Annotated in this window: 21 protein-coding genes; 5 read left to right on the top strand and 16 right to left on the bottom strand. The window is 71.2% G+C overall.

Features of this window, described 5'->3' with window-relative positions; translation table 11 throughout:
• Positions 1-22: 22 nt before the first annotated feature.
• The 9 genes from ACZ7L7_RS30795 to ACZ7L7_RS30755 form a co-directional block, all read right to left on the bottom strand.
• The gene (locus ACZ7L7_RS30795) at positions 23-1,396 is read right to left on the bottom strand and encodes an NAD(P)/FAD-dependent oxidoreductase (RefSeq protein ID WP_285514106.1); all 1,374 of its coding nucleotides are present in this window, start codon (positions 1,394-1,396) and stop codon (positions 23-25) included.
• A 212-nt stretch (positions 1,397-1,608) separates the two neighbouring features.
• Complete coding sequence (locus ACZ7L7_RS30790; RefSeq protein WP_285514105.1) at positions 1,609-2,013, bottom strand: ATP-binding protein; 405 nt, start codon at positions 2,011-2,013, stop codon at positions 1,609-1,611.
• Between the two features lie 67 nt (positions 2,014-2,080).
• Positions 2,081-3,988, bottom strand: a complete 1,908-nt coding sequence (locus tag ACZ7L7_RS30785) for an AMP-dependent synthetase/ligase (protein WP_285514104.1) — start codon at positions 3,986-3,988, stop codon at positions 2,081-2,083.
• Positions 3,989-4,169: 181 nt separating this feature from the next.
• Positions 4,170-5,261, bottom strand: a complete 1,092-nt coding sequence (locus ACZ7L7_RS30780) for a glutamate--cysteine ligase 2 (protein ID WP_285514103.1) — start codon at positions 5,259-5,261, stop codon at positions 4,170-4,172.
• Positions 5,262-5,367: 106 nt separating this feature from the next.
• On the bottom strand, positions 5,368-7,578 hold the full coding sequence (gene glgB, locus ACZ7L7_RS30775) for a 1,4-alpha-glucan branching enzyme (RefSeq protein WP_472077695.1): 2,211 nt from the start codon (positions 7,576-7,578) through the stop codon (positions 5,368-5,370).
• Positions 7,579-7,584: 6 nt separating this feature from the next.
• Positions 7,585-8,952, bottom strand: coding sequence for a maltokinase N-terminal cap-like domain-containing protein (locus ACZ7L7_RS30770; RefSeq protein ID WP_285514101.1), 1,368 nt, complete (start codon positions 8,950-8,952; stop codon positions 7,585-7,587).
• A gap of 57 nt (positions 8,953-9,009) precedes the next feature.
• On the bottom strand, positions 9,010-10,728 hold the full coding sequence (treS, locus tag ACZ7L7_RS30765) for a maltose alpha-D-glucosyltransferase (RefSeq protein ID WP_453603136.1): 1,719 nt from the start codon (positions 10,726-10,728) through the stop codon (positions 9,010-9,012).
• The gene (locus ACZ7L7_RS30760) at positions 10,725-12,707 is read right to left on the bottom strand and encodes an alpha-1,4-glucan--maltose-1-phosphate maltosyltransferase (RefSeq protein ID WP_472077694.1); all 1,983 of its coding nucleotides are present in this window, start codon (positions 12,705-12,707) and stop codon (positions 10,725-10,727) included. The genes treS and ACZ7L7_RS30760 overlap by 4 nt, the downstream gene beginning before the upstream one ends.
• Before the next feature lie 56 nt (positions 12,708-12,763).
• Entirely contained in the window at positions 12,764-13,084 is a 321-nt protein-coding gene (locus ACZ7L7_RS30755) for a DUF5133 domain-containing protein (protein WP_093724683.1), read from the bottom strand.
• A 305-nt stretch (positions 13,085-13,389) separates the two neighbouring features.
• Here ACZ7L7_RS30755 and ACZ7L7_RS30750 point away from each other — a divergent pair, with 305 nt between their 5' ends.
• Both ACZ7L7_RS30750 and glgX read left to right on the top strand, forming a co-directional pair.
• Positions 13,390-13,902 carry a pep a2 gene (locus ACZ7L7_RS30750; protein ID WP_285514097.1) on the top strand — a complete coding sequence of 171 codons (513 nt, stop codon included), beginning with the start codon at positions 13,390-13,392 and terminating at the stop codon, positions 13,900-13,902.
• Complete coding sequence (gene glgX / locus ACZ7L7_RS30745; protein ID WP_453603638.1) at positions 13,899-16,079, top strand: glycogen debranching protein GlgX; 2,181 nt, start codon at positions 13,899-13,901, stop codon at positions 16,077-16,079. The genes ACZ7L7_RS30750 and glgX overlap by 4 nt, the downstream gene beginning before the upstream one ends.
• Here the strand turns inward: glgX and ACZ7L7_RS30740 are convergent.
• Positions 16,051-16,851: a VOC family protein gene (locus ACZ7L7_RS30740; protein ID WP_285514095.1), complete on the bottom strand. Its 801-nt coding sequence runs from the start codon at positions 16,849-16,851 to the stop codon at positions 16,051-16,053. The genes glgX and ACZ7L7_RS30740 overlap by 29 nt on opposite strands.
• A 172-nt stretch (positions 16,852-17,023) precedes the next feature.
• Here ACZ7L7_RS30740 and ACZ7L7_RS30735 point away from each other — a divergent pair, with 172 nt between their 5' ends.
• Positions 17,024-17,359, top strand: coding sequence for an ANTAR domain-containing protein (locus ACZ7L7_RS30735; RefSeq protein WP_285514094.1), 336 nt, complete (start codon positions 17,024-17,026; stop codon positions 17,357-17,359).
• Positions 17,360-17,364: 5 nt separating this feature from the next.
• Here the strand turns inward: ACZ7L7_RS30735 and ACZ7L7_RS30730 are convergent, their stop codons facing one another.
• Positions 17,365-18,156, bottom strand: a complete 792-nt coding sequence (locus tag ACZ7L7_RS30730; protein ID WP_285514093.1) for an RNA polymerase sigma factor SigF — start codon at positions 18,154-18,156, stop codon at positions 17,365-17,367.
• Between the two features lie 428 nt (positions 18,157-18,584).
• Between ACZ7L7_RS30730 and ACZ7L7_RS30725 the strand changes: the two genes are divergently transcribed.
• Positions 18,585-19,100: a hypothetical protein gene (locus tag ACZ7L7_RS30725; RefSeq protein WP_285514092.1), complete on the top strand. Its 516-nt coding sequence runs from the start codon at positions 18,585-18,587 to the stop codon at positions 19,098-19,100.
• A gap of 25 nt (positions 19,101-19,125) precedes the next feature.
• On the opposite strand, the gene hemC is transcribed toward ACZ7L7_RS30725, so the two are convergent.
• Both hemC and ACZ7L7_RS30715 read right to left on the bottom strand, forming a co-directional pair.
• A complete protein-coding gene (gene hemC, locus ACZ7L7_RS30720; protein ID WP_285514091.1) occupies positions 19,126-20,061 on the bottom strand; it encodes a hydroxymethylbilane synthase in 936 nt (311 codons plus the stop codon).
• Positions 20,062-20,100: 39 nt separating this feature from the next.
• Positions 20,101-21,297 (bottom strand): MFS transporter, encoded by a 1,197-nt coding sequence (locus ACZ7L7_RS30715; protein ID WP_471431730.1) that lies wholly within the window; start codon positions 21,295-21,297, stop codon positions 20,101-20,103.
• A 74-nt stretch (positions 21,298-21,371) separates the two neighbouring features.
• Between ACZ7L7_RS30715 and ACZ7L7_RS30710 the strand changes: the two genes are divergently transcribed.
• The gene (locus tag ACZ7L7_RS30710; protein ID WP_285514089.1) at positions 21,372-22,370 is read left to right on the top strand and encodes an ArsR/SmtB family transcription factor; all 999 of its coding nucleotides are present in this window, start codon (positions 21,372-21,374) and stop codon (positions 22,368-22,370) included.
• On the opposite strand, the gene ACZ7L7_RS30705 is transcribed toward ACZ7L7_RS30710, so the two are convergent.
• From ACZ7L7_RS30705 to ligD, 3 genes are all read right to left on the bottom strand, one after another.
• Positions 22,348-23,370 (bottom strand): questin oxidase family protein, encoded by a 1,023-nt coding sequence (locus ACZ7L7_RS30705; protein ID WP_472077693.1) that lies wholly within the window; start codon positions 23,368-23,370, stop codon positions 22,348-22,350. The genes ACZ7L7_RS30710 and ACZ7L7_RS30705 overlap by 23 nt on opposite strands.
• Before the next feature lie 92 nt (positions 23,371-23,462).
• Positions 23,463-24,239, bottom strand: a complete 777-nt coding sequence (locus ACZ7L7_RS30700) for an NPP1 family protein (RefSeq protein WP_472077692.1) — start codon at positions 24,237-24,239, stop codon at positions 23,463-23,465.
• A 130-nt stretch (positions 24,240-24,369) separates the two neighbouring features.
• Positions 24,370-25,350, bottom strand: a complete 981-nt coding sequence (gene ligD, locus ACZ7L7_RS30695; RefSeq protein ID WP_285514086.1) for a non-homologous end-joining DNA ligase — start codon at positions 25,348-25,350, stop codon at positions 24,370-24,372.
• Positions 25,351-25,514 lie beyond the last annotated feature (164 nt).

The following is a 25,514-nucleotide window of genomic DNA, read 5'->3' as shown; positions in this document are numbered from 1 at the left end:
CCGCGCCCACCCGGACCCGTGCCTATCCCCGGCCCTCCGCGCCCGTGATGTGCTCGCGAAGCTGCTCGGGGGTGAGATACGCGTCGGTGTACTCGAAGTCCTTCAGCTTGGCGGGCCTGCGCGCCTGGAAGCCGGTGCGCACGAAGTCGTCGCCCGCGATCGCGTTGAGCATCCAGTTCGTCAGGACCCGCGTCTTGGCGACGTTGGTGCGCAGCGCCGACCAGTGGTAGCCGCGTGCCACGAGCTGGGCGGGCAGTCCGTGCAGCTCCACCCCGAGCGGCTTGGACACCGCGTCCGCGCCGCCGAGGTCGACGACAAGACCGAGGTCCTTGTGCTCGTACGGCCGCAGCGGCCCGCCCCGGAGCGAGGCGATGACGTTGTCGGCGGCCACCTTGGCCTGCCGCATCGCGTGCTGCGCGGTGGGCGGGCAGACCGCGTCCTCGCCGGGCTTGGCCAGGTCCGGTACGGCCGCCGCGTCGCCGAGCGCGAACACCCCGTCGCGTCCCGCCAACGCCAGCTGCGGGGTCACCGCGAGCCGTCCACGGATCGTCTCCTCGCCGAGCGTGCCGATGAGCGGGCTGGCGACGACCCCGGCGGTCCAGATCAGGGTGCGGGTGGGCACCACCCGGCCGTCGGTGAAGGTGACCTCCTCCGCGCCCGCCTTGGCGATGGACACTCCGAGCGAGATCTCGATGCCGCGCCGGCGCAGGATCTTCTGCGCCTCCTGGCCGAGCTTGTCGCCCAGCTCCGGCATCAGCTTCGGCGCGATGTCGATCAGGTGCCACTTGATCAGCGCCGGGTCGATCCGCGGGTACCGCTTGACGGCGTTGTGGGTCAGCTGCTGCAGACAGGCCGCGGTCTCGGTGCCCGCGTAGCCGCCGCCGACCACCACGAACTGCAGCCGGGCCGCCCGCTCGTCCGGGTCGTGACTGGCGTCGGCCAGGTCGAGCTGGGAGATGACGTGGTCACGGATGTAGGCGGCCTCGGCGAGGGTCTTCATGCCGTACGCGTGGTCCGTCAGGCCCGGGATGTCGAAGGTGCGGGTGATGCTGCCGGGGGCCAGCACGATGTAGTCGTAGCGCTCGTTGACGATCTCGTCGGTGATCGTGCGGATGACACACACCTTGGCGTCGAGGTCCACGCCGACGGCGCCGCCCGGGATGATCCGGGTGCGGTACCGCTTGCTGCGGCGCAGGGACAGGGCGATCGACTGGGGTGTCAGCACCCCGGACGCGACCTGGGGCAGCAGGGGGAGGTAGAGCTGGTAGGCGAACGGCGTCACCAGGGTGACGTCGGCCTCGTCGGCGGTGAGCCTGCGCTCCAGGCGGCGCACGCACCCCACGCCGGCGAAGCCTGCGCCGACCACCAGGATCCTGGGTCGTGTCACGGTGTTCATCCCTTCTGCGGCTCCGGGCGGTCTGCTTCGGCGTCGCTCGCCTGCCCCGGGTCGCTGCCTCGCACCCCTTCGATCCCACCGCGCCCCCGGCCGCTCCGCCAGTCGGGTGCGGCAGGCAGATGAACGACGATTTCGAGCCAACACGCCTGTTCCGGCCACCTTGCCCCAAGGCAACCCCGCCCACACCCGGTTCGCCGATATCGGTCACCGGCTCACCAGGGCAGGAACGCGTGCACGTCCTTGCCGCGCTCATGGGTGAAGACCCCCACCTGGTGGCTGAGGGACTGCACCAGGTACCAGCCGATGCCCCGCCCCCCGCGCCCGGGATCGAACGACCGCGCCACCGGCACCTCGGTGCTGGTGTCCCGCAGGACCACATGCACCCCGTCGAAGGCACGGCGCAGCCGCAGTTCGAAGGGGCCGGGCGCGTACTCCACGCTGTTCGCCGCCAGTTCCGTGACCACCAGCAGGATGTCGTCGTAGTGGTCCGGTGAGGCGGGGGGCAGGACCCGTGTGAGGTCCCGCAGAAACGCCTCGGCCGCCAGCCGCGCCTCGGTCACGTCCCCGAGCGCGCCGGTGAAGCGGACGAGACGGTCCGCGATCTCCTGTGCACCCAATGCGTCGTCGTCCGTCTCTCCCCCCAACCTCTGAGGATGTCCGGCTTCCCCGCTCGCCGCGGTCTACTCACGTTGCCCTGAAGACGTTGTCGGAGTCGTCCCACACCGCGGGCTCGTCCGGCGCCGGATCGCGCCGGGTCTTCGGCCGCGCCTGGTACATGGCGTCGATCTCCAGCGCGTAGCGCTCCACGATCGCGTCCCGGCGCAGCTTCATCGAGGGCGTCAGCAGCCCGTTGGCGACGTCGAACGGCTCCGGCAGCACCCGGAACACCCGGATCGACTCCGACCGCGACACCGTGCTGTTGGCGGCGGCCACGGCCCGGGCGACCTCCTCGCGCAGCGCGTTCTCCTCCCGGGCGTCCCGGCTGCGCGGATCGGGGCGCGGCTCCAGCGTGCCGCGCCAGTACGCCAGGAAGTCCGGGTCCAGGGTGATCAGCGCCCCCACACAGGGGCGGCCGTCGCCGACGACCACCGCCTGGTGGATCAGCGGGTGCATCCGCAGCCGCTGTTCCAGTGCGGCCGGCGCGACGGACTTGCCGTTGCTGGTGATGATCACGTCCTTCTTCCGGCCCGTGATCGTCAGATAGCCGTCGGAGTCGAGCACCCCGAGGTCCCCGGTGGCCAGCCAGCCGCCGCGCAGCGCGTTCCGGGTCGCCGCGTCGTCGTTGATGTAGCCCTGGAACACCGACGGCCCGCGCACCAGGATCTCCCCGTCGTCCGCCACCCGCAGATCCATGCCGGGCAGCACCTTGCCCACCGTCCCCGACTTCTCCCGGCCCGGCGGCTGCGCGGTGACGCCGCCCGCGGTCTCGGTGAGCCCGTACCCGTCGTTCAGGTAGATCCCGATGCCCTCGAAGAACAGGGCCAGCTCCCGGTGCAGCGGCGTGCCGCCGGACGAGGCGCGGCGCACCCGGCCGCCCAGCGCCGCCCGCAGCCCGCGGTACACCGTGCGCTCGTACAGGGCGTGCTGGAGCCGCAGATCGAAGCCGGGCCCCGGCCCCTCGCCGAGCCGGTGCCGCTCCGAGGCCAGCGCGAAGTCCCGCGCCGTGCCCGCCGCCCGCTCGAACAGCGCGCTGCGCCCCGACTCCCGGGCGGCGCGCAGGAAGCCCTTGTAGATCCGCTCGTACACCGACGGGACCGCGCAGAAGTACGTCGGCCGGAAGGACCGCAGCGCCTCGCCGAGCGCCTCCCCGCCCGGGTCGCCCTGGTGGCCCATCAGGATCCCGCCACGGATGCACAGCCCCTGCACCATCAGCCCGTACACATGGGAGAACGGCAGGAAGGCGAGGACGGACGCCTGCTCGCCCGGCGGCACCACCTGGTGCCCCCAGCCCGCCAGCAGCGTGTCGCACGGGGCGGCCAGGTTCCGGTGGCTCAGCGCGCAGCCGAGCGGGCGGCCGGTGGAGCCGGAGGTGTAGGAGATCACGGCCGTGGAGTCCGGCAGCACGATCCGGCGCAGGGAGTCGACGGTGGTCACCGGCACCACCTCGCCGCGCGCCACCAGATCGTCCAGCGCGCCCGCGTCCAGCTGCCACACGTGCCGCAGCATCGGCAGCGAGGCGCACACCGAGCCGACGGTCATCACCGCCTGCTCGTCCTCCACCACCACGCCCACACAGGAGGCGTCCCGGAGGATCCACTCCACCTGGTCGCGGGAGGCCGTCGGATACACCGGGACGATTTCGGCGCCCACCGCCCACAGGGCGTAGCTGAGCACCGTCCACTCGTAGCGGGTGCGGGCCATGACGGCCACGCGGTGGCCCGGCGAGATCCCGGAGGCGACCAGGCCCTTGGCCAGGTCCACCACCGTGTCCCGCAGCTCCACCGCGCTGATCTCCGTCCACGCGGAGGAGCCCGGCACACGGCGTGCCAGGACCGGCAGTGTCGGTTCGAGCCTGGCGCGTTCGAAGACACTGTCGGCGAGGCCGCCGACCGGCGGCGCGGCGATGGAGGGAGCCAGGGCGAAGTCGCGCATGCGCAGCTCCTGATGTGTACGGGGTGTGACGCCACCGACGAGCAGGGTTATCGGCGGTGCTCGAATCTAGCCGAGGTACGAGCGAACCGTGCCCGAATCCGACAAGCCGAAGACCCTGATGATCTCTTGGAGTTCGGGCGACCCGGAAGACCCGGGTCACCCCGGGGCGCCGCGCGCGGTCCTACTCCTGGGTGCGCCGCACGCACTCGGTGACGACCTCCCGCAGGCTGCCGGTGCGCCGCAGCAGTTCGCGCTGCGTGCGGGCGCCGTTGCCGCGGGCCAGCAGATGGGCCACGCGGGCCCGCGCGGCGTCCAGGTCGCCGGTGTCCTCCAGCGCGTCCGCGACATGGTCCAGCAGCGCCCGCACGACGACCGGCGCCGGTGCGCTGCGCATGGTCACCGGGTGCAGCAGGGTGTCGTCGAGGCCGGCGCGGGCGGCCTGCCAGGCGGCCAGGCGCAGCACGCTCACGCCGTGCGCGGCCGGCGGCACACCGGCCCGCCAGTCCCGGGCCGCCGTCTCCACCAGCCCGCGCGCCAGGGTGGCGATCAGCACGGGCGTGTCGGCGTGCAGACAGATGTCCGACACCCGGATCTCCACCGTCGGGTAGTTCCGCGACAGCCGGGCGTCGAAGTACACCATCCCCTCGTCCAGGATCACCCCGGTGTCGACCATGCTCGTGACGACCTCGCGGTACCGTTCCGGGGACCCGAACACCTCGGTCGGACCCGCCGACGGCCAGCGCTGCCACACCCGGCTGCGGTAGCTGGCGTACCCGGTGTCCGTGCCCTGCCAGAACGGGGAATTGCAGCTCAGCGCCGAGATCACCGACAGCCAGGGCCGCATCCGGTCGATGACCGCGACGCCCTCCTCGTCGGAGTCCACCGCCACATGGACATGGCAGCCGAGGACGAGCTGTTCCCGGGTGGCGATGCCGAACTGCTCGTCCATCCACTGGTAGCGCTGGTGCGCGCCCACGCTCGGCCGGACCGGCAGCGGGGAGGTGGCCATGGCCGCGACCGCGCAGCCGATCTCACCCGCGTGCCGTGCCGCCTCCTTGCGGCAGCGGACGATCTCCCTGCCCAGAACGTCCATGTCGGACTGCGGAGCGGTTGCGTACTCCAGCATCTGCTCGTGCAGTTCCTTCTCGAACACATCCCGCCCGTCCGCGTTGTCCAGCGCGGCGCGGGCGACGATCGCGGCGGACAGCGGCCGCGGATCACCCGTCTCCGGGTCGACGAGGAGGAGCTCCTCCTCCACTCCGACGGTGCGCACCTGAGGCACCCCTTCTGTGGCCCGATGCGAGGACGACGAGGGTTTCGCCGTACGCCCCGACTGCCCCTTTCAGGGCATTCGGACACCTCGCACCGGGCCATGCGTCTCAGCAGGGGTAAGGCGTCAGCCAGACCGTGGCCAGTGGGGGCAGAGTGATCCGGATGCCGTCCTCCTCCGGCTTGATCGGCCCGGGGTTGGTGACATCGCCGCCGCCGTAGCGGGCCGCGTCGGTGTTGAGGGTCTCCTCCCACACCGGGCCGTCCTCGGGCACCCAGATCCGGTAGTCGTCCCGCACGACGGGGGAGAAGTTCGACACCGCGAGCAGGGGGGTGCCGTCGACCGCGTACCTGAGGAAACCGAAGACGTTGTCGTCGGCCGCGTCCCCGATCACCCAGCGGAAGCCGCCCGGGTCGGTGTCCCGCTGCCACAGTGCCGGGGTCGCCCGGTAGGCGGTGTTGAGATCACGCACCAGATCGCGCACACCCCGGTGATCGGCCTCGGCCCCGTACTCCGGATCGAGCAGCCACCAGTGCGGGCCCTCCGGCTCCGACCACTCGGCACCTTGGGCGAACTCCTGCCCCATGAACAGCAGTTGTTTGCCGGGGTGGGCCCACATGAAGCCCAGATAGGCGCGGTGATTGGCGCGTTGCTGCCACCAGTCGCCGGGCATCTTCGACACCAACGCCTGCTTGCCGTGGACGACTTCGTCATGGGAGATCGGAAGAACGTAGTTCTCGCTGTAGGCGTACACCATCGAGAAGGTCATCTCGTTGTGGTGGTACTTGCGGTGCACCGGCTCGTGCGAGATGTACTCCAGGGAGTCGTGCATCCAGCCCATGTTCCACTTCAGGCCGAAGCCGAGCCCGCCGCTGTCGGTGGGCCGGGTCACGCCCTCCCACGCGGTGGACTCCTCCGCGATCGTCACCACGCCCGGCGCCCGCCGGTACACGGTCGCGTTCATCTCCCGCAGGAAGGCCACCGCGTCCAGGTCCTCGCGCCCGCCGTACACATTCGGCGTCCACTGGCCCGAGTCACGGGAGTAGTCCAGGTAGAGCATCGAGGCGACCGCGTCCACCCGCAGCCCGTCGATGTGGAACTCCTCGCACCAGTACACGGCGTTGGCGACGAGGAAGTTGCGCACCTCCACCCGCCCGAAGTCGAACTCGTACGTCCCCCAGTCCGGATGCTCCGCCCGCCGCGCGTCCCCGGGCTCGTACAGTGGCTCCCCGTCGAAGCGGGCCAGCGCCCAGTCGTCCTTCGGGAAGTGGGCCGGCACCCAGTCCATGATCACGCCGATGCCGGCCCGGTGCAGCGAGTCGATCAGGAACTTGAAGTCGTCCGGTGTGCCCAGCCGTGCCATCGGCGCGTAGAACCCGGTGATCTGATAGCCCCAGGAGCCCGAGAAGGGGTGATGGGCGACCGGCATGAACTCCACATGCGTGAAACCGAGATCCTTCACATACGCCGGGAGCACCTCGGCCAGCTCGCGGTAGGAAAGACCGGGCCGCCACGACGGCAGATGCACCTCGTACACCGAGAACGGCGCCACATGCACCGGCACGTCCCCGCGGTGCGCCATCCACTCCGCGTCGCCCCACTCGTAGTGCGAGGAGTGCACGATCGACGCGGTGTCCGGCGGCACCTCCGCGTACCGCGCCATCGGGTCGGCCTTGAGGAAGCGGTGCCCGTGCCGGGAGTGGATCTCGAACTTGTACTTCGTCCCCTCCGCGACCCCGGGCAGGAACAGCTCCCACACGCCCGACGCACCGAGGGAGCGCATCGGGAACGCGGTGCCGTCCCAGTACGTGAAGTCCGCCGCCACCCGCACGCCCTGCGCGTTCGGCGCCCACACGGTGAACCGGGTCCCGGCCACACCCTGATGGACCATCGGCTCGGCGCCGAGCGCCCGCCACAACTGCTCGTGCCGCCCCTCCCGGATCAGATGCAGATCCAGCTCACCGAGCGCGGGCAGGAAGCGGTACGGGTCCTCGACCTCGTGCTCCCCGTCCTCGTACGCCACCAGCAGCGTGTACGCGGGAGTCTTCCGCCTGCGCGGCAGTACGCCGGAGAAGAGGCCGTCGCCCTCGGAGACCAGCGGGATCCGCTTGCCGTTGACCACCACACTCACCGCCCGCGCGAACGGGCGCAACGCCCGCACCGCGACCCCGCCCGGGACCACATGGGCCCCGAGCAGCGCGTGCGGATCATGATGCGCGCCGGCCAGCAGCCGACCGCGGTCGGTCGGGTCCAGCGGCGGCGCCGCCCCGCGCCGGGCGGCGCTGGTCGGCTGGGGCAGCGTGGTGTCACGCAGGGCCATGGGGGGTCAGCCTCCTCGTACGGCGAGTCGTTCGATCGCCGCCATCGGCACGGGCAGCCAGTCCGGGCGGTGTCTGGCTTCGTACAGCACTTCGTAAACGGCACGGTCGGTCTCGTAGGCGCGGAGCAGACCGTGTTTCTTTCGCGGGTCCCAGCCCGCGGCGGACGCGTAGCCCGCGCAGAAGGACTCCCGGCAGCGGCGGGCCCACTCGGGCCGCCACGGGCGGCGCTGGCGCGCCGCGTAGTCGAAGGAGCGCAGCATTCCGGCGATGTCCCGCACCGGGGAGTGCGGGCTGCGCCGCTCGGCCAGCGGACGCGACGGCTCGCCCTCGAAGTCGATGACGAACCAGTCGCGTCCGGCGCGCAGCACCTGGCCCAGGTGCAGGTCGCCGTGGATGCGCTGGGCGGGCGGGCCGGAGTCGCAGGTGGTGAGCGTGCCGAACGCGGACCGCAGGCCCGCGACGTACGGCCGCAGTGCGGGCACGCAGTGCGCCGCGGCGTCCAGCCGCTCGGTCATGGCGGCCGCCGTACGGTCGTTCTCGTGGGCCTTCTCGCACGGGAACGCCGAGGCCAGCGCGAGGTGGACCTCGGCGGTGGCCTGCCCCAATTGGTAGGCCTCGGCGGTGAAGTCGTCACCGGAGGCGAGCGCCTGGAGCGCCAGTGCCCAGCCGTCGGTGGCGTTCGGCAGGAACGGCTGGAGCACCCCGAGGGTGGCCTCCCAGGGGCGGGTGGTGCGGAACCAGGACACGGGCGCGGGCACCCGCGCACAGCCCTGCCGGGCCAGCGCGCCCGGCACCTCCAGATCCGGGTTGACGCCCGGCTGGATGCGCCGGAACACCTTCAGCACGAAGGCGTCGCCGTACACCAGCGAGGAGTTGGACTGTTCGGCGTCCATCAGCCGAGGTGTGAGCCCCGGCGGGACCGGTACGGAGAAGCAGGACTCGAAGCGCAGCGGACCGGCCGTCCCGGGGTGCCGCAGCCGGTCGAACAGCATCTGCGCGGAGCGCAGGTCCTGCAGCGCGTCGTAGACCGTCAGCCCGGCCAGCGGGCCCTCCTCGGCCCGTCCGACCAGACTGCGCCCGAGGCGCGGGGAGGGGTGTTCCCGTACGCCGAGGAGGAGTTGGTAGCAGTCGCCGGCCGGCGGCGCGGTGGTGCCGCCGGGCGCGGGCACGGGGACGTGGCCGGCGTGGATCAGCAGATGCAGACAGCCGGGGAACAGCTCGGTCATGGACAGCAGGGCCAGGTCCGTGACGGGCCGGTCCTTGCCCGCGAACCATCGCTGCCGCGGCAGCCACTGACGCAGCAGACCGCCTAGCGAGACCATGATGTCGGCGACGGCCGTGGGGCTCGGCCTGAGTGGTGCGGTCTTCGTCATGGTGACGCGTCCTTTCGTCGGCACACGCTCAAGGGCACACGTGCAAGGGGCAGACGCTCAGTGACGGCGGCCGATCCGGGAGGCGACTCGGGAGAGCCGGAACCAGTAGAAGCCGTGACCGCCCAGAGTGAGCAGGTACGGCAGTTCGCCGATGGCCGGGAAGCGGACCCCGCCGAACAGTTCGACTGGGTGCCGCCCGTCGAATTCGCGCAGGTCGAGCTCGGTGGGCTGGGCAAAACGGGAGAAATTGTTCACACACAGAACAAGATCGTCCTCGTACTCGCGGAGGAAGGCCAGGACCGCCGGGTTGGAGGACGGGAGTTCGGTGAAGGAGCCGAGTCCGAAGGCGGGGTTCTGCTTGCGGATCTCGATCATCCGGCGGGTCCAGTGCAGCAGGGACGAGGGGGAGGCCATGGAGGCCTCGACGTTCGTCACCTGGTGGCCGTAGACCGGGTCCATGATCGTGGGGAGGTAGAGGCGCCCGGGGTCGGCCGTGGAGAAGCCGGCGTTGCGGTCGGGGGTCCACTGCATGGGGGTGCGGACGGCGTCGCGGTCGCCGAGCCAGATGTTGTCGCCCATGCCGATCTCGTCGCCGTAGTAGAGGATCGGCGAGCCGGGGAGGGAGAGCAGGAGTGCGGTGAAGAGTTCGATCTGGTTGCGGTCGTTGTCGAGGAGGGGGGCGAGGCGGCGGCGGATGCCGATGTTGGCGCGCATCCGCGGGTCCTTGGCGTACTCGGCCCACATGTAGTCGCGTTCCTCGTCGGTGACCATCTCCAGGGTCAGCTCGTCGTGGTTGCGCAGGAAGATGCCCCACTGGCACCCGGAGGGGATGGTGGGTGTCTTGGCGAGGATTTCCGAGACGGGGTAGCGGGATTCACGCCGTACCGCCATGAAGATGCGGGGCATGACGGGGAAGTGGAAGGCCATGTGGCACTCGTCGCCGCCGCTGCGGTAGTCGCCGAAGTAGTCGACGACGTCCTCGGGCCACTGGTTGGCCTCCGCCAGCAGCACCGTGTCCGGGTACATCGCGTCGATCTCGCGCCGTACGCGCTTGAGGAACTGATGGGTCGCCGGAAGGTTTTCGCAGTTGGTGCCCTCCTGCGCGTAGAGGTAGGGCACGGCGTCGAGGCGGAAGCCGTCGATGCCGAGGTCCAGCCAGAAGCGCAGGGCGCCCAGGATCTCCTCCTGTACGGCCGGGTTCTCGTAGTTGAGGTCCGGCTGGTGGGAGAAGAAACGGTGGAAGTAGTACTGCCCGCGCACGGGGTCGAAGGTCCAGTTGGAGACTTCGGTGTCGACGAAGATGATGCGTGCGTCCGCGTACTGCTTGTCGTCGTCGGCCCACATGTAGTAGTCGCCGTACGGCCCGTCGGGGTTCTTGCGGGACTCCTGGAACCACGGGTGCTGGTCGCTGGTGTGGTTCATGACGAAGTCGATGATCACCCGCATGCCGCGCTGGTGGGCGGCGTCCACGAACTCCACGAAGTCGGCGAGGTCGCCGAACTCGGGCAGGACGGCGGTGTAGTCGGAGACGTCGTAGCCGCCGTCCCTCAGCGGGGACTTGAAGAACGGCGGCAGCCACAGGCAGTCGACGCCGAGCCACTGGAGGTAGTCCAGTTTGGCGGTCAGGCCCTTGAGATCACCGATGCCGTCACCGTTGCTGTCCTGGAAGGAACGGACGAGCACCTCGTAGAAGACGGCTCGCTTGAACCAGTCGGGATGCCGGTCCTTGGCCGGGGTGTCCTCGAAGGTGTCCGGGACGGGCTCATTGACAGTCATGACGCGGGAGACCCTCCGATCTGCGGCGAGGCGGGCGCTGCCTGGACGTGGAACACATGCGCCGGTGCCCGGCCGGGCTCCAGCCGCACATAGTTGTGCGTGCCCCACGCATAGGTCTCACCCGTCAGTTCGTCGTGCACGGACAGGGATTCGTCCCGGTCACGGCCGAGCTGCGGCATGTCCAACGAGACCGTCGCCTCCTGGGTGTGGTGTGGATCGAGATTCACCACCACCAGCACCGTGTCCTGCCCGGTGCGCTTGCTGAACACCAGAACGGCGTCGTTGTCGGCGTGGTGGAAGCGCAGATTGCGCAGCCGCTGCAGCGCGGGGTGGCGGCGCCTGATGGTGTTGAGCTTGGTGATGAGGGGGGCGATGGTGTCGGCGGTGTCCCAGTCGCGCGGGCGTAGTTGGTACTTCTCGGAGTCCAGGTACTCTTCGCTGCCCTCGCGCAGGGGGGTGTTCTCGCACAGTTCGTAGCCGCTGTAGATGCCCCAGGTGGGGGAGAGGGTCGCGGCGAGCACGGCGCGCAGTTCGAAGGCGGGGCGTCCGCCGTGCTGGAGGAAGGCGTGCAGGATGTCGGGGGTGTTGGTGAAGAAGTTTGGCCGCATGTAGGCCGCCGCCTCGCCCGACAGCTCGGTCAGGTAGTCGGTGAGCTCCTGCTTGGTGTTGCGCCAGGTGAAGTAGGTGTAGGACTGCTGGAAGCCGATCTGGGCCAGGGTGCGCATCATCGCCGGGCGGGTGAACGCCTCCGCCAGGAAGATCACGTCCGGGTCGGTGCGGTTGATCTCGCCGATCACCCGCTCCCAGAAGACGACCGGTTTGGTGTGGGGGTTGTCCACGCGGAAGATCCGCACCCCGCAGCCCATCCAGTGCCGCAGCACCCGCACCGTCTCGGCGACCAGGCCGTCCATGTCCGCGTCGAAGGCGATGGGGTAGATGTCCTGGTACTTCTTCGGCGGGTTCTCCGCATACGCGATCGTCCCGTCCGGGCGGTGGTGGAACCACTCCGGGTGCTTGCTCACCCACGGATGGTCCGGGGAGCACTGCAGCGCGAAGTCCAGGGCCACCTCAAGACCGTGGCCGCGGGCCTGCTCGACGAACCAGGTGAAGTCCTCCAGCGTGCCCAGCTGGGGGTGCACCGCGTCGTGGCCGCCCTCCGGCGAGCCGATCGCCCACGGCACGCCGACATCGTCCGGGGTGGGGTCGAGGGTGTTGTTGCGGCCCTTGCGCCAGGTCGTGCCGATGGGATGGATCGGCGGGAGGTAGACGACGTCGAAGCCCATCCCGGCGATCGCGGGCAGGCGCCGGGCGGCGGTGCGGAAGGTGCCGTGCGGCTCCTCGGCGGTGCCTTCCGAGCGGGGGAAGAACTCGTACCAGGACCCGAACAGCGCCCGCTCCCGCTCCACCAGCAGCGGCAGCGGCTCGGAGGCGGTCACCAACTCCCGCAGCGGATACCGCGCCAGCACCCGCTCCACCTCGGGACGGAAGGCGGCCGCGAGGCGTGCCACGACCGGCAGGGAGTCGTCGCGCAGGGTCTCCACCGCGCGCAGCAGCGCCGGGCGGCGCTTGGCGGGTACCCCGGCCGCCGCGCGCTCCAGCAGATCGGCGCCCTCCTCCAGGACCACCCCGGTGTCGATACCGGCCGGCACCTTGATGCGGGCGGTGCGCTGCCAGGTGGTCACGGGGTCGCTCCACGCCTCCACGTGGTACGTCCAGTTGCCGGTGGCGGTGGGGGTGACCTCGGCGCCCCAGCGGTCGCTGCCGGGGGCGAGTTCGCGCATCGGGGTCCAGGGGCCGGGACGGCCCAGCGGGTCGCGCAGCACGACATTGGCGGCCACGGCGTCGTGCCCCTCCCGGAACACGGTCGCCGAGACCAGGAATGTCTCGCCCACGACCGCCTTCGCCGGGCGCCTGCCGCACTCCACGGCAGGCTGCACATGCCGTACCGGGATGCGGCCGATGGCCGCGGTTGCCTTCATGGTCTCGCCTCCGTCGTGCTGGTGGCCGGGCCCCGAACGAGGCCCGGCCGATGGAATCAAGCTGCGCCGGAAGGGCTCTGCCTTCCCGCCGGAGTACGTCGCTTGGCGGTCGGCGGCCCCCGGCGCGCGGCGCCCCCGGAGCGGGCGCGCTCACTCTGCTCGCGCAAGTACGCGCCGACGGTGCTGCGCAGGTACCGCTCGGCGGCCTCGGCCGCCTCGCGCGCACAGCGCTTGCCCATCAGCACGCACAGCGTGTACCCCGAGTCCTCGAAGGTGGCCCGCACCGATCGGTCGGACGGGGACGCGAGCATGACGCGCTCCCAGGCCCGGTACCGCCCAAGCTGGCGGGCTACTTCGGCTTTTGCCGGTAGCAACATGACGCCGTTCACCTCTCGGGATTCATGGCGCAGGCCACGGGCAGGACGGGGGGTGGCCATGCGCGGACACACGCAGGTTCCTCACGGGCGCGCGGGTCTTCACACATGGTGCACGTACGATGACTCAACGTCTTGTTAGAGCTTCAACCATGTCGCGTGTCGCACGATGCTCGTGTTGCACGGATGGCGTAGTGCTCTCACTCTTGAGGTGACTCAGAAGCGATCAACGCTCACGCTTCGTGTTCGGGGCCCGTCCCGCGGGGACGGAGGAAGCGCCGAGCCCTCGCCGGTGAGGAGCCAACGAGATGAAGACCGCAGTGCCCTGCTACTACCACCTCGACGTGGAAGTCAGCCCTGAACGGGTAGGCCAGGTCAGCCGTATCCTGGCCGCTCACCTCCGGTACTGGGACCTGGAGACCCTCGTGGAACCCGTCTGCGGCGGCGCCGAACTGCTGCTGACCGCCATCGACGAACACGCGACGGACAAGAACACGTCGATCGAGATGTGGTGGAACGGCCAGCACCTGATCACGGCCATCGGGGACCACGACCGCGATCTGCGTCCGGACCAGGAGCTGCGCGGCTGCCTGGAGCAGATCGCCGCCATCAGTGACGGCTGGGGCTGCTGCGCCACGGACACCGGCAGCAAGGTCATCTGGTTCTCCCAGCGGGCCCGCGCCGGCGAGCGCATGCCGCTGGTGCCCACCGGTCCGGTGCCGAGCCTGCGCGAGGTGCGCCAGGTGCCGCGCGAGATCCCGGCCGCCGCGCTGGCCGCCCCGGCGACCGAGCCCGAACGGGTGCTGGAGGGCGCGCGGTGACGGCGCGCAAGAAACGCACCGGGGTGTCCGCCTGGAGCGGGCACCCCTACCCGTTGGGCGCCTCCTACGACGGACAGGGCACCAACTTCGCCCTGTTCAGTGAGGTCGCCGAGCGGGTCGAACTGGTCCTGGTCGACCATGCCGGCAAGAGCACGCATGTGGAGCTGACCGAGGTAGACGGCTTCGTCTGGCACGGCTACCTGCCCGGCGTCGGACCCGGCCAGCGCTACGGCTACCGGGTGCACGGCCCCTGGGCCCCGGCCCTCGGCCACCGCTGCAACCCGGCGAAGCTGCTGCTGGACCCGTACACGCGGGCCGTCGACGGGCAGATGGACAACCACGCCTCGCTCTTCGAACGCGTCCCCGACGGGCCGTCCCCGGCCGACAGCGCCGGGCACACCATGCTCGGCGTGGTCACCGACCCGTACTTCGACTGGGGCGACGACCGCCCGCCGCGCCGCCCGTACGCGGAGACGGTCATCTACGAGGCCCATGTGCGCGGTCTGACCCGCACCCACCCCGACGTCCCCGCCGAACTGCGCGGCACCTACGCCGGACTCGCGCACCCCGCCGTCGTCGAGCACCTGACCTCGCTGGGCGTCACCGCCGTCGAGCTGATGCCGGTGCACCAGTTCGTGCAGGACGGCGTGCTCGTCGACCGGGGCCTGTCCAACTACTGGGGCTACAACACGATCGGCTTCTTCGCACCGCACAACGGCTATGCGGCGCACGGCACTCGGGGCCAGCAGGTCGCCGAGTTCAAGTCGATGGTCAAGGCCCTGCACGCGGCCGGCCTCGAAGTGATCCTCGACGTGGTCTACAACCACACCGCCGAGGGCAACGAGAAGGGCCCCACGCTGTCCTTCCGCGGCATCGACAACGCCTCCTACTACCGGCTCGTGGACGGCGACTGGTCGCACTACTACGACACCACCGGCACCGGCAACAGCCTGCTGATGCGGCACCCCTACGTGCTGCAACTGATCATGGACTCGCTGCGGTACTGGGTCACCGAGATGCACGTCGACGGCTTCCGCTTCGACCTCGCGGCCACCCTGGCCCGGCAGTTCCACGAGGTGGACCGGCTCTCGGCGTTCTTCGACCTGATCCAGCAGGACCCGGTGATCAGCCGCGTCAAGCTGATCGCCGAGCCGTGGGACGTCGGCGAGGGCGGCTACCAGGTGGGCAACTTCCCGCCGCTGTGGTCGGAGTGGAACGGCAAGTACCGCGACACCGTACGGGACTTCTGGCGCGGCACCGAACACGTCCTCGGCGACTTCGCGTCCCGGCTGACCGGCTCGGCCGACCTGTACCAGCACAGCAGGCGCCGTCCGCGCGCCAGCGTCAACTTCGTGACCGCGCACGACGGTTTCACCCTGCGCGACCTCGTCTCGTACAACGACAAGCACAACGAGGCCAACGGCGAGGGCAATCGGGACGGCGAGTCCACCAACCGCTCCTGGAACTGCGGCGTCGAGGGCGAGAGCGCCGACCCCGCCGTACTGGAGCTGCGCGCCCGCCAGCAGCGCAACTTCCTCGCCACGCTGCTGCTGTCCCAGGGCATCCCCATGCTCTGCCACGGCGACGAACTCGGCCGTACCCAGCGCGGCAACAACAACGCCTACTGCCAGGACAACAAGGTCTCCTGGATCGACTGGCGGCTCACCGAGGAACAGCGCGACCTCGTCGACTTCACCCGGTACGTCATCGGCCTGCGCGCCGCCCACCCGGTACTGCGCCGCCGCCGCTTCTTCCGCGGCGAGACCGTCACCCACGCGGGCCGGCACCTGCCCGACCTGGTCTGGCTGCTGCCCGACGCCCGCGAGATGACCGAGGAGGACTGGCGCCGCTCCGACGCGCACTGCGTCGGCGTCTTCCTCAACGGCGACGCCATCGCCGAACCGGACCGCCGCGGCCACCCGGTCGTCGACGACTCCTTCCTGCTCCTGCTCAACAGCTACTGGGAACCGGTCGACTTCCGCCTGCCGGGAACCGCCTACGGCGAACGCTGGACCGCGCTGATCGACACGGCCGACCCCCAGGGGATGCCCGACGAGACCGAGCACAAGGCCGCGACGACGGTCACGGTGACCCCGCGCAGCCTGGTTCTCCTGTCCCGCCCGTCACGAAGGAATGAGCGCCCGCGGCTCAGCGCTCGCGCCGCGACGTCACCGTGAACTGGGCGCCGTCGGGGTCGCGCAGTACGGCCTCGTCCTCGCTCTTGGACAGGACGCTGCCGCCGTTCTGCTCGGCGACGCGGGCGCAGGCCGTCACGTCCTGGACCGCGAAGTGCACCTGCCAGTGCGGGCGGATCGTCGGGTCGGGTGCCGCGCCCAGGGCGCCCGACACGATCCGGGCCACCACGTCGCCGCCGCTGCGCAGCACGACCTCCCCGCCCTCGTAGTGCACCTCGCAGCAGCCGGGGCGCTCGGTGGCCCAGTCGAGGACCTCGCCGTAGAAGATCGCGGCGTCGAAGGCGTCGCGGGTGTGCAGACGGATGAAGGCGGGGGTGGAGCGGCGCCAGGTCTCCCAGTCGCTGACCAGCTCGCCCTCCCAGATACCGAAGGTCGCGCCGTCCCGGTCGGCGAGCAGCGCCGCCCGTCCGGGCGGGAAGGAGATCGGCCCCACCGCGGACGTACCGCCCCGCTCCTGCACCCGGGAGACCGCCTCGTCGGCGCTGCGCACCGCGAAGTACGGCGTCCAGGCGACCGCCATCTGCCACATCGTGGCGACGGCGGCGATCCCGGCGACGGGCACCCCGTCGGCCAGGGCGATCCGGAAGCGGTCGCCGAGCTTGCCGGTCCGCCAGCGCCAGCCGAGCACGGCGCGGTAGAAGTCCTGGGTGGTCTCCAGGTCCCGGCTGGTCAGGCTCACCCAGCAGGGGGCGCCGTACACGGAGTGCGTGGAGACGACGTTCCGTGTGCCGGGGAGCTTCGTATCGTGGTTCATGACGTGTCGTGTCCTGGTCTCGCCGGGCCGGCGGCCACCGGTGCCTCTTCCCAGTGTCCGGCCGCAACCCCTGAGCGCGCCTGCCGAGTACCCCGGCCGGGCGCCGAAACAACGATGATTTCCACCGCTCGCGCGGTGGCATACCGCCGCGCGAGTGACGAGTATGGGATGCGTGACCCAGGTACCGCACGAACCCGTCGACCAGAGCGGCCGGATCGCGGAACTGCAGGAAGAGGTGGAGCAGCTCAAGGAGGCCGTCAGCTCGCATGCCGTCGTGGACCAGGCGATCGGGATGGTCGTGGCCCTCGGCAGGGTCGCGCCGTCCCAGGGGTGGACGGTCCTGAAGGACGTGTCCCAGCACACCAACATCAAGCTCCGCCAGGTCGCGGACCTGATCCTGATCTGGGGCCGGAACGGGGAGATGCCCCCGCAGATCCGCGAGGCGCTGGAGGCCGCCCTGGACCGGCACGGTCCCACGCAGGTTCCGGGCCGGTCCGGGGAGTCGTAGCCGCGTCAGGGCGTCGGCGCGTGCAGTTCCTCGCGCAGGTGCGCGAAGCAGCCGCTGAGCAGCCGGGAGACGTGCATCTGCGAGATGCCGAGCTGCTCGGCTATCCGGCTCTGCGTCATGCCGTCGAAGAACCGCAGGTAGAGGATGGTCCGCTCGCGCTCGGGCAGCTTCTCCAGACAGGGCCGGACGGCCACCCGGTCGACGACCGTGTCGAAGGCCGGGTCGGGGGCGCCCAGCGAGTCACCGAGGGCGTACCCGTCGGTGCCGGGCATCTCGGCCTCCAGCGACAGCGCGGAGAAGCAGTCCAGCGCCTCCATGCCGGTGCGCACCTCGGCCTCGGTCAGACCGGTGAGGTCGGCGATCTCCCGGACGGTCGGCGGTCGGCCCGGAATGGTCTGCGACAGCTCCTTCGCCGCCTGACGGACCCGGTTGCGCAGGTCCTGGACCCGGCGCGGCACATGCAGGGTCCACATGTGGTCGCGGAAGTGCCGCTTGATCTCACCGGTGACGGTGGGCACCGCGTACGCCTCGAAGGCGCAGCCGCGGTCCGGGTCGTAGTGGTCGACGGCCTTGACGAGGCCGAGGGCGGCCACCTGGTACAGGTCCTCCAGGGCTTCGCCCCGCCCCTTGAACCGGACCGCGATGCGCTCTGCCATGGGCAGCCAGGCGCTAACCAGTCGGTCACGGAGTGCCTTGCGCTCCTCACCCTCGGGCAGTTCGGCCAGCCGTCGGAAATCGGCGGCCGTGTCGGGGGCGTCGTCGTGCGGGTGTTGCTTGGTCTTCGCGACGGTGCGCATGAAGCGCACCTCCCTCGCTGGTGCTGGGGTGGGACAGTCACCGTGGGAGGCGCGCCACGAAAACCGCGGAGGACATCCGGGGCCCTGCTGGCGGGCTCCCACAGACGTGCCTCCGGTCCGAAGCACTTCATAGACGGTTCCCGGCCACACAGGGCTCGAAACAATTGTCAGGATATAAGGGAAAATGATGCACAATCCGAAGTCGGCTGGTCTCGGTGCGTGAGCCGCCCCGGGAAACAGGGCGCCGGACGTGATGTGCGGCACGCTGTCGCGGCCCCGTGCCGAGCCGCGTCGGGGGATTCCTGCTGGGCAGCGCTTGATCAGCGATCAAAGCGGGTGAATGTGCTGGCCACAGCGCATTCTGCTCATTTGACAGTGCGCTGAGCACACAGATAGGAAGCAGCTCTCTGAGGTCGAAGAGGTGCAGTGTGTGCGAGCCGAACGTGGTCGGGGACTGGCAGGAGTACGACGAGCATGCCGGTCTGCGCGTCCGCGTCCACCGTCTGGAGAACGCCGAGCCTCCGCGGGGACGTGATGACGCCGCCGCCGGGCTGACGTATTTCTTTCTCCGGGTGACGGTCGAGAACCGCGGCGAGCGGCACTACGGCATCCACCTGGAGGACGGCCAGATCGACATCCGGATCGGTCCGGACGGCGAGAGCGCGTTCATCGACTGGCGGAACTCGCAGTTCATCGAGGGCTTCGACGTGTACCCGCTGCGCCGGGCCACCGCCGTGATCTACGCGGCCGGTCCGGAGGCGAGCCTCGGCCAGGTGGACGTGCAGATCCAGCTGCGCGTCGAGGAGGAGTGGACCGACCGCCGGCTCTGGGCGGGCGGCATCGGGCTCGCCGAAGGTTCCTCGCAGCCGGGGGCCGGGCGCGAGTGCCTCGTCCACGAGATCAGCAACTTCCTGCGGGACCAGGCCGAGGAGGGCACCGCCTGACGCGGTGCCGCCCCTTCGTACGGGATCAGTGCGGGATGCCGTCGATGATCTCGCGGGCGCCCTGACGCAGCAGCGCCACCGCGACCGAGGTGCCCAGCGTGGCCGGATCCAGTCGCCCCGCCCACTCGTGGGCGTTGAGCCGGGTCTTGCCGTCCGGCGTGAACACGCACGCCCGCAGGGACAGCTCCCCGCCGTGATCCACGCGCGCGTACCCCGCGATGGGGCTGTTGCAGTGTCCCTGGAGCACATGCAGGAACATCCGCTCGGCGGTGGCCTCCCGGTGGGTGCCGGGGTCGCCGAGCCCGCTGACGGCGTCGATCAGCTCGGTGTCGTCCTCCCGGCACTGCAGGGCGAGGATGCCCGCGCCGATGGGCGGCATCATCGTCTCCGGGGAGAGGATCTCGCTGATCACATCCGTCCGCCCGATGCGCTCCAGCCCCGACACGGCGAGCAGCAGCGCGTCCGCCTCCCCCGCCGCCAGCTTCGCCAGCCGCCGGTTGGCGTTCCCCCGGAAGGGCACGCACTCCAAATGCGGATGGGTGGCGGCCAGCTGGGCGACCCGGCGCACCGAGGACGTACCGATCCGGGTCCCGTCCGGCAGTTCGTCCAGGGTGAGCCCGCCGGGATGGATGAGGGCGTCCCGGATGTCGTCGCGCTTGAGGAACGCGGCGAACACCGTGCCCGCGGGCAGCGGCCGGTCGGCGGGGATGTCCTTGACGCAGTGCACCGCGAGATCGGCCTCACCGGCGAGCAGGGCCGCGTCCACCTCCTTGGTGAACGCCCCCTTCCCCTCGACCTTCGCCAGGTCTCCCAGCCACTTGTCACCGGTGGTCTTCACCGGCACGACCTCGGTGCGCACCCCCGGGTGCAGCACCGCCAACTCGGCACGGACACGCTCCACTTGAGCGAGCGCCATGGGCGAGTCGCGGGAGACGATACGGATCAGTTCGGGCACGGACATGCGGGACACGATAGACCTTCGGGCCGGTGCTTCCGTCCACTACGGCTCGATTCGCCGACGGTCGCTTTCATGACTTCGTACGCCCCGCGACAGCGCCACCAGCGCCCCCGCCGTCAGCAGTCCCCCGGCGAGGAACGTGCCGCGCACGCCGAATCCCGTGAACACGGCGCCGCCCAGCAGTGCGCCCACGGCCACGCCCACGTTGAAGGCGACCGAGTTGGCGGCGAGGGCGGACTCGGTGCGGGCCGGGGCCCAGTGCAGGACCTGGCTCTGGGAGGCCGTGAAGGCCGGGGCCACCGAGGCGCCCAGCAGCATCAGCAGGGCCACGCAGGCCACTTGGTGGTGGCCGAACGCGTACAGGCCGAGCAGGGCTGTCAGTTGGGTGGTTATCGGTACGACGAGGGTGGCTTGGAAGAAGCGGTCCAGGAGGGGGCCCGTGGCCGCCACCCCGGCCAGGCCGGCCGCGCCGAAGGCCAGGAGCAACGGCCCGGTGGCGTCCGTGTCGAAGCCGCTCACCTCGTCGAGGAAGGTCGCGATGTAGGTGAAGGCCGTGAACACGCCCGTCACCGACAGGGCGGTCGTGGTGACGACCAGGAGGAAGCGGCGCCGGTCGGGGGTGACGCCGTAGGCCGAGTGGCTCTCCCGCGGGTGAGTGGTCGGCAGCAGGACGGCGACCGTGATCAGGGACAGCAGGGCCAGCGCGCCCAGGACCGCGAAGGGGGCACGCCAGCCCGTGTGCGATCCGAGCCAGGTTCCCGTCGGTACGCCGAGCACCGTGGCCAGCGAGCCGCCCACCGACAGCAGGCCCATGATCCGGCCCCGCCGTTCGGGCGGGTACAGGCCGACCGCGACCGGGCCCATCACCGCCCAGTACAGCGCCTGGGCGAGCGCGGTCGCGGCGCGGGCCGCGAGCAGGGGGCCGTAGGAGACCGCGTGCCAGGCCGTGGCCCAGCTCGCGGTGGCAAGCAGGGCCAGGAGGACGGTGAGCAAGGGGCGGCGGGGGATCGCCCGGGTGAGGTGGGCGAGGGGCAGGGAGACCACGACGACCGTGAGCGCGTAGCCGGTGACCAGCAGGCCCACGGTGGGCTGTGACACCCCGAGGTCGTCCGCCATCAGGGGCAGCAGGCCGACCGGGAGGTTCTCGGCGGTGTTGAAGGTGAACGCGGCCAGCATCAGCGCCGCGACGACGGCGCCCCGGGCCTTGTAGGAGACGGTGGTTGATCGGTAGTCGGTCATCAGGGTCAGCGTGCTGAGCCCGCCGGCGCCGCTCTACTCTTTCGTCCTGGGACGAATCACCCGCGGAGGCCGCCTTGCCCCTCACCCTGGACCTGGGCACCGACGACCTGCGCCGCTGCCGGTTCGCGATCTCGCCGCTGTGCCAGACCCACGAGGCGCTCCGGCTGCTGCGCCGCCCCGCCCGGCACGGCTACCACCGCGGCTGGCTGCGCCGCGTCCGCCGTACCGTCGCCGGGCTCGACCTGTCCCCGCTGTGGCTGTTCATCCCGCCCCCCGGCGGCTACACCCCCGACTTCCTCGGCCCGCCGCCCGCCGAGCCCTACCCCACGATCGAGGACGAACTGGCGCGGATGCGGGCCACCGACCCGGCCCTCGCCCACGCCGAAATGCTCCGCTCGCTCGCGGGACGGCCCGCCGCCGCGAGGTCCCCCGAGGGGCGCGCGGCACTGGACGATCCCGCCGCGACCGTGCGGCGGCTCGCCGACCTCACCGAGCGGGCCTGGCACGCCCTGCTCGCACCGGAGTGGCCGCGCCACCGCGCCGTCCTGGAGGCCGACATCGCCCACCGCTCCCGGCAGGCGGCGGACGGCGGACTGGACGCCCTGCTCACCGCACTGCACCCCGGCATCGACTGGTCCGGCCACACCCTCACCCTGCGCATGTACGGCAACCACGCGGACGCCCAACGCGCCGACGGCCGGGGCGTGCTGCTGATGCCGAGCGTGTTCGTCTGGCCGGACGTCGTCAGCGGCTTCGCCCGCCCCTGGCAGCCCACCGTCATCTACCCGGCACGCGGCATGGGCGGCCTCCACGACACCGCCCCGCCCGACCCTCCGCAGGCCCTGGCCCGGCTGCTGGGCCACCACCGCGCCGCCGTCCTCACCGGCCTGACCGCCCCCGCCTCGACCACAGAACTCGCCGTCCGCCACGGCCTCGCCCCGTCGACCGTCTCCGCCCATCTGTCCGTCCTGCGGGAGGCGGGCCTGCTGACCTCCCGCCGCGCCGGGTTCCACGTCCTGTACGCCCGCACCGAGTTGGGCGACGCGCTGGTCAGGAGTCCAGCGGGTCGCTGATCTCGATCGCCCGCCGCGCCGCGGCCAGCGCCTGTTCGTCGCCGACGTCCAGGGCGGTGTCGGCGAGCTTGATGACGTGCTCGTCGCCGTGGGCGAGCGCCTGCTCCATGACCTCCTCGGCGGTGAGCCGGGCGGCGGGGCGGTAGTCGACCGGCTCCCTCGGGGTGTACATCGCGGTGACGGCGGCGGCCGCCGTCCACGCCGCGCGCAGGCTCGGTGCCCACAGCTCGCGTGGCAGCGAATCCAGCGTGCGCAGCACGGCGTTGGGGGCCGTCGCCGCGTGCACGAGCATCGTGGGTTCGCCGTGGCCGTGGGTGGCGTAGCGGTGGGTGGTGGCCCGCACCAGCTCGGTGAGGTGCTCGCGCGCCGTGTCGGGGTCGGTGATGTCCTCGCCCCAGACGGGCAGTCGGTGCACGGCGGCGAGCCGGTTGCGGAACCCCGTGATGCCCGGCGTGATCGCCGGTACGGCCTCCAGCGAGTCCCGGGCGCTCGTCGCGCCCCGCAGTTCGGCGATGCCGGTCAATGGCTGGTGGCGGGCGGCCCAGTAGCCCAGGGCATGGGCGAGTTCGTTGCGCCGGGGCGCGGACTCGCCGGACTCCAGGGCGCGTACGGCGTGGCCGAGCCGGATGACGACATGCGTGGCGCCGCCGTACATCCCGGGCAGCAGCCGCGGCCACCACTCGGCGAGGACGTCCCGCCAGGGCCGTTCGGCGAGGGTACGGGAGAAGTGGTCCGTCCAGTCCGCGATCCGGCGCGGATCGCCCAGCGCCTCGGGCCAGTTGTCGTCGGTGACGGGGGCCAGTCGGCCGGGGAAGTCCTCCAGCCGGGCCCGGTACCGGTCCACCCAGCGGTGCACGGCCCCCGCGTGCCCGTGCGCGGCGAGCGCCTCGACGACCATGGGCGCGTGGTTGGTGAGCCAGCCGTCGCGTTCCGGTCCGGCCAAGTGGAGGCGTTCGAGGGCTTCTTCGAGCTGTCCGTTCGTGTCGGTGGTGGTGTTCATGCCGATCACGCTAGACAGCGGCCGGGGCGGGCGGATCGGGCCCGGGGCGGAGGCGCCGGACGGCGCTGGTCCTAGTCCCCGGGCCCCAGGCCCTACGCGTACGCGTCGAAGGGGATCCCGGACGGCTTGGCCTTGTTGAGGTGGTCGCTGAAGCTGGAGTCCTTCAGGCCGAAGTGGGCGCTGCCGAAGTCGTGGTTGACCAGCTTGTCGCGCAGTCCGGCCGGATAGCCGTTCCAGCCCACCAGCGGCGGGTACTGCCAGGTGCCCTTGTGGTTCTCGGGCGGCTCGTCATTGGAGTTGGCGAGCCGGAAGCAGTGCGTGCTGACGCCGTCCTTGTGGTAGACGACCTTCGCGTGCGTGCCCTCGAAGCGGACCGAGGACGCCGGACTCACCGTGAAGGAGCCGTGGTTGGACGTCGCCACGTACTTCACCGCGCCGTCCTGCACCCAGATCACGACATGCTCCCAGTCGTGCCGGTGCCCGCCGAGGCTGATGCCCGGGATGGCCTGGTCCTTCTCGAAGTACAGGCCGTACATGTAGGCGCACCAGCCGTTGTTGCACTTGTAGCGCGAATAGCTGTTGGTGTTGTCGAGGTCGGAGGCGTCCCGGCAGTTGCCGTTGAGGGCACCGGTCGGGTTCAGGCCGGAGTTGATGCTCCCGTCGGTGCCGATCGCGGGTGTGGCGTAGCAGCCGTCCTTGTCGTAGTCGAAGGCCGGCTGATAAGTGAACTCCGCGGCCTCGGCGTTGGCGGGCAGACCCGGCGGCGGGGCGGCGAACGCCACGCCGGGAAAGGCGATGACGAACACGGCTGCCCCGGCGATACCGGTGAGCCATCTCCTGCGGTGCTTCTTCGTCGACGGTGACGACACTGCGTCCTCCTCGTGATACGGGCGCAGCCCAACGGGCGTGGGGGAAAAGGAAGTTCAGCTTCCCGGTTTTCCATGTCCGCGCCAAGAGGAAGCAGTTATCACTACGGTTACGGGCGAGTAGGCAACGGGTTCAGAGGGCGTCGTCCGGCAGCTCGGCCGCCGACTCCTCCGGCGTCAGATCGGGCCGCAGCCGAAGCCACGACGGCTGACGCAGCAGCCCCGCCCGGGTCCGCGTACTGAACCGCACCTCGCCGACGAGCCGGGGCACCACCCAGTGAGCCCCCGCCACCATCGGCACCGGATCGAACGGGCATACGTCCGTCTCGGCGGCCCGGAGCAACGCACCCAGCTCCTCCCGCTCCTTCGCGCTCCACCCCGTGCCCACCCCGCCGACGTACCGCAGCCGCCCGCCCGCCCGCTGCCCCACCAGCACCGCACCCGGCAGGCCGGTGATCCGGCCCTTGCCCGGCAGCCAGCCGCCCACCACGACATCCACGCTCGTCATGTTCCGGATCTTGATCCAGGCCCGGGACCGCACCCCCGGCTCGTACACGGAGTCCAGCCGCTTGCACACCAGGCCCTCCAGGCCGTGCTCACGGGTGGCCGCCAGCGCCTCCCGGCCGTGGCCGACGAGGGCGGCGGGCGTCGACCAGTGCGGCCCCGCCAGCCCCAGCTCCTCCAGCCGCTCCCGCCGCCGTACATAGGGGAGCCGCACCAGGGAGTGCCCGGCGAGGTGCATGACATCGAACAGGACGTAGTGCACCGGCACCCGGGCGGCCCGGCGCGCGGCCCGGCCGGGGGAGTGGGCCAGGCCCATCCGGGACTGCAGCAACTGGAAGTCCGCGCGGCCCTGTTCGTCCAGCGCGAGCACCTCCCCGTCCAGCACCGCGGGCGTGCCGCCGAGGGCGGCGGCCAGCGGACGCAGCTCGGGGTAGGCGGCCGTCACCTCGTCGCCCGAGCGGGCCCGCAGCACCAGACCGCCGGCCCCGTCGACGTAGGCCACCACCCGCTGGCCGTCCTGCTTGGTCTCGTACGCCCAGCGCGCGTCCTGCGCGGCGGGCGGGAGGGAGCCGGGTGTGGCGAGCATCGGAGGGATCAGCGGCAGACTCACGGCTCAGTTCTCGACGCGGTGACCGGCCGTCACGCGCCCCGGCCTCGGGTTTCGCCTGAACGGCCGCCGCGCGGGCCGCGCCGGGGGCCCCGTAGGCTTCCGTTCCTGAGCAGACACCGCGCGGGCCGAGGGGCCGGTCCGGCGGGAGGAGCACCCGGCCCCGA

This window comes from Streptomyces sp. NPDC110618 (assembly GCF_055657065.1).
Note: the sequence above shows the minus strand (reverse complement) of the source record. Positions and strands in the feature narration are given on the sequence as shown.

Coding starts and splice junctions, on each gene's coding strand:
- ACZ7L7_RS30795 (WP_285514106.1), bottom strand. CDS start 1,396: ATGAACACCGTGACACGACCCAGGATCCTGGTGGTCGGCGCAGGCTTC.
- ACZ7L7_RS30785 (WP_285514104.1), bottom strand. CDS start 3,988: ATGCGCGACTTCGCCCTGGCTCCCTCCATCGCCGCGCCGCCGGTCGGC.
- glgB (WP_472077695.1), bottom strand. CDS start 7,578: ATGGCCCTGCGTGACACCACGCTGCCCCAGCCGACCAGCGCCGCCCGG.
- ACZ7L7_RS30770 (WP_285514101.1), bottom strand. CDS start 8,952: ATGACGAAGACCGCACCACTCAGGCCGAGCCCCACGGCCGTCGCCGAC.
- treS (WP_453603136.1), bottom strand. CDS start 10,728: ATGACTGTCAATGAGCCCGTCCCGGACACCTTCGAGGACACCCCGGCC.
- ACZ7L7_RS30760 (WP_472077694.1), bottom strand. CDS start 12,707: ATGAAGGCAACCGCGGCCATCGGCCGCATCCCGGTACGGCATGTGCAG.
- ACZ7L7_RS30755 (WP_093724683.1), bottom strand. CDS start 13,084: ATGTTGCTACCGGCAAAAGCCGAAGTAGCCCGCCAGCTTGGGCGGTAC.
- ACZ7L7_RS30750 (WP_285514097.1), top strand. CDS start 13,390: ATGAAGACCGCAGTGCCCTGCTACTACCACCTCGACGTGGAAGTCAGC.
- ACZ7L7_RS30740 (WP_285514095.1), bottom strand. CDS start 16,851: ATGAACCACGATACGAAGCTCCCCGGCACACGGAACGTCGTCTCCACG.
- ACZ7L7_RS30730 (WP_285514093.1), bottom strand. CDS start 18,156: ATGCGCACCGTCGCGAAGACCAAGCAACACCCGCACGACGACGCCCCC.
- hemC (WP_285514091.1), bottom strand. CDS start 20,061: ATGTCCGTGCCCGAACTGATCCGTATCGTCTCCCGCGACTCGCCCATG.
- ACZ7L7_RS30715 (WP_471431730.1), bottom strand. CDS start 21,297: ATGACCGACTACCGATCAACCACCGTCTCCTACAAGGCCCGGGGCGCC.
- ACZ7L7_RS30705 (WP_472077693.1), bottom strand. CDS start 23,370: ATGAACACCACCACCGACACGAACGGACAGCTCGAAGAAGCCCTCGAA.